The 2569-nt window shown below is 62.0% G+C and carries 1 protein-coding gene; it reads right to left on the bottom strand.

What is annotated here, in order from left to right; translation table 11 throughout:
• The coding region (locus tag K9B32_RS28745) for a peroxidase family protein (RefSeq protein WP_318013383.1) at positions 1 to 2569 on the bottom strand (2569 nt) is incomplete at both ends.

Below are 2569 nucleotides of genomic sequence, written 5' to 3'. Positions count from 1 at the left end.
CAGCGGATCCGAGCCACCGTCATCGGAGCCATCATCGCCTCCGCCGTCATCGCCACCACCGTTGTTCTGGCCATTGTCGTCGCCGCCGGACTGGTCGTCGCCGCCAGACTGGTCGTCGTCGTCCCCACCGCCATTGTCGTCGCCGCCACCATTCTGACCATCGTCATCGCCGCCGCTGTTCTGGCCGCCATTGTCGCCATCATCACCGCCGCCGTTCTGGCCACCATTACCGCCATCGTCACCGCCGCCCTGATTCTGGCCGTCGTCGCCTCCGCCCTGGTTGTCCTGGTTCGTTCCGAAGATATCTTCAGGCAAATTGGTCAGCCCCGTGTTGCGGGCAATGATCGCGGCAAAGCCCTGCTCTTCGACGATGTCGTAGAAGTCGAGGTTTTCCACGCGGTCGAGGTAGTAGAGGCGATCGCCCTCCTGGATGCGGTCCAGTTGCTCGTGCAGGATGACCCAGAAGGTCTGCCCGACGACACCGCCATTGATATGCTTCTCGGCAAGACCGCCAACGAACAGATCGACACGGTCGATGCCTTTGACGATGCCGGTGCCGTCCGGCTGCATCGCGACATCTATGTCAGGATTGACCTGCTTGAATTTCGCGATGTCGCCTGGCTGAAGCACGAGATCAGGATAGGCCTGGCGGAACTGGTTGATCACGGTGTCCGACAGGCCATTGCGGGTCTGGAAGTCCTCCCATGAGGTGTAGGGCGTGAGGTTACCGGCAAAGCCGACCGCCTCATGCACATAGGGATCTGTCGAGGCCAAGAGATCCGCGCGGATCTGGTTCATCGAGCCAAGACCGACATCCCATTCGCGGGCAACGTCGAAGGCGAACACGTCGGCACTGCTGCGCACCAGATCGTTGCGCACCGCATCGACAATATTGACATCGACCTCTTCAGCCGGCTGCACGACGCCCCCGGCAAGGATGCCGTTGATACCCAGCTGTTCATAGCCCGGTTGCGGTACATAGCCGGGAGGCAACGGGGCTGTGAACGCGCTGGCGTCGTTCGTCGGGTTGAGGAAGGCGTCGAATAGCGCGATCTGGGTCGGATGGCCTTGCGCATCCATCACGGTCAAGTTCTGGGCGATCAGCGAGTGGCCGAAGCGATAGGCCGCCGTCGCGAATTCGTGCGATACGCGCGCATCGACATCGGGGTTGTAATCGTTGAAGCCATGCTCGCCGTCTCCCTTCATGCCGCCGAGCAGCTTGTCGGCGAACTCGGTGTAAACGACACGCTGGTATTCCGTTTCATTGATCACCTTGGCGGCCTGGAAGAGTTCCTCGGCGGTGCCAGTGAAACCAGCCTCCAGGAGCCCGGCAACATGGAAGTTGTGATTGCGGGCCCAGATGGTGTGGATCGCCGTCAAGGCGATGTTCTCGTTGGCCCGGCCATCGCCGGCCACATAGTGATCGAGCAGGCTGATGAACGGGTTGGTATCGAGCAGCAGCGCAAAGCCACTGCCCATGAAGTTCGAGGTCATCTGCGGCAGCATCGCTTCGTTGATGTGACCGTTTGCATCGACCAGACCGGCGAAATAACTGCGGAAGGTGACGGAGCCGCCCGGCAATGAGGATGCCGTGAACACCGTATTGTTCGCCCAGTGATGCATGATCAGTTCACGCAGGTTGGGCAGCAGGTTGAAGGTCGGGTTGGACGCATCGGGCGCACCGGCCAGGAGCCGACCGCTGAACCCGCCGTGGCCGTCGCCTTCCCTGAGGAACTGACCGACGAGCTCATCGGAGCCGTAAGCCTGGTTCTGATCGGCAAAGGGCGAGGTCTTGTTGAGGTTCTCAGGAATGCCATTGGCATCGAAGGCGGAGACCGTTCCGCGGGTCAGATCCGCCGGATTGTCGGTACCGGGCGTATGTCCGGCGCCTGGCGCGCCGATCTGGATCGTGCCATTGCCGCCCTTCGGCAGGAAGTCGAGACCATGGTCGAAGTACTGGCCGAACGCAGTGAACAGGCTGTTGGCATGCTCTGCACTGGTCGCCAGGTTCGCCTCCTGAGCGCCGAGTGCATTGCTGATCGCGCGCGGATCCAGCCCGTTGAAGAGCGGGTTGATATCGCGGTTGTGGGTGCTGTCGTTGTAGTCGCCGAAATGCGCATCCGTCAGACGGATGAACGGCTGATCGGCGGATCCGTAGTTCGGATGTGCGCGGTTGTTGCCGGTGCCTTCGAGATCGCGAATGCCGACCGCATCGTTGTCTTCGCCGCCCGGCAGACCATTCACGAGGTTCTTCAGTGCCGTGAGGTCACTGGCCGTCAGATGGAAGGCGCCGTTGCCTCCCGGATCGTCATTGCCGCCTCCGCCGCCATCGCCACCGTTTCCACTATTGCTGCCGCCACTGCCGGAGCCGGCCTCGAATGTCGGGGTGCCGGTGCTGGCGAAGGTGATCGAATGCGTTCCGTTCGACATCGTCGTCATACCGTTGGCCGTCGTCGAGTGGTAGTCGGCGAGCGTCGAACCGGGGGCCAGTTCGATCACGTCTTGTGGCCGCAACGTGCCGACGATGGTGTCGTGGCCGCCGTTCGACTTGAAGACGATGCGGTGCGCC

The sequence above is a fragment of the Rhizobium sp. 3T7 genome (assembly GCF_020166565.1).
Classification (GTDB): Bacteria; Pseudomonadota; Alphaproteobacteria; order Rhizobiales; family Rhizobiaceae; genus Rhizobium.
This window is presented reverse-complemented; position numbering and strand designations above follow the sequence as displayed.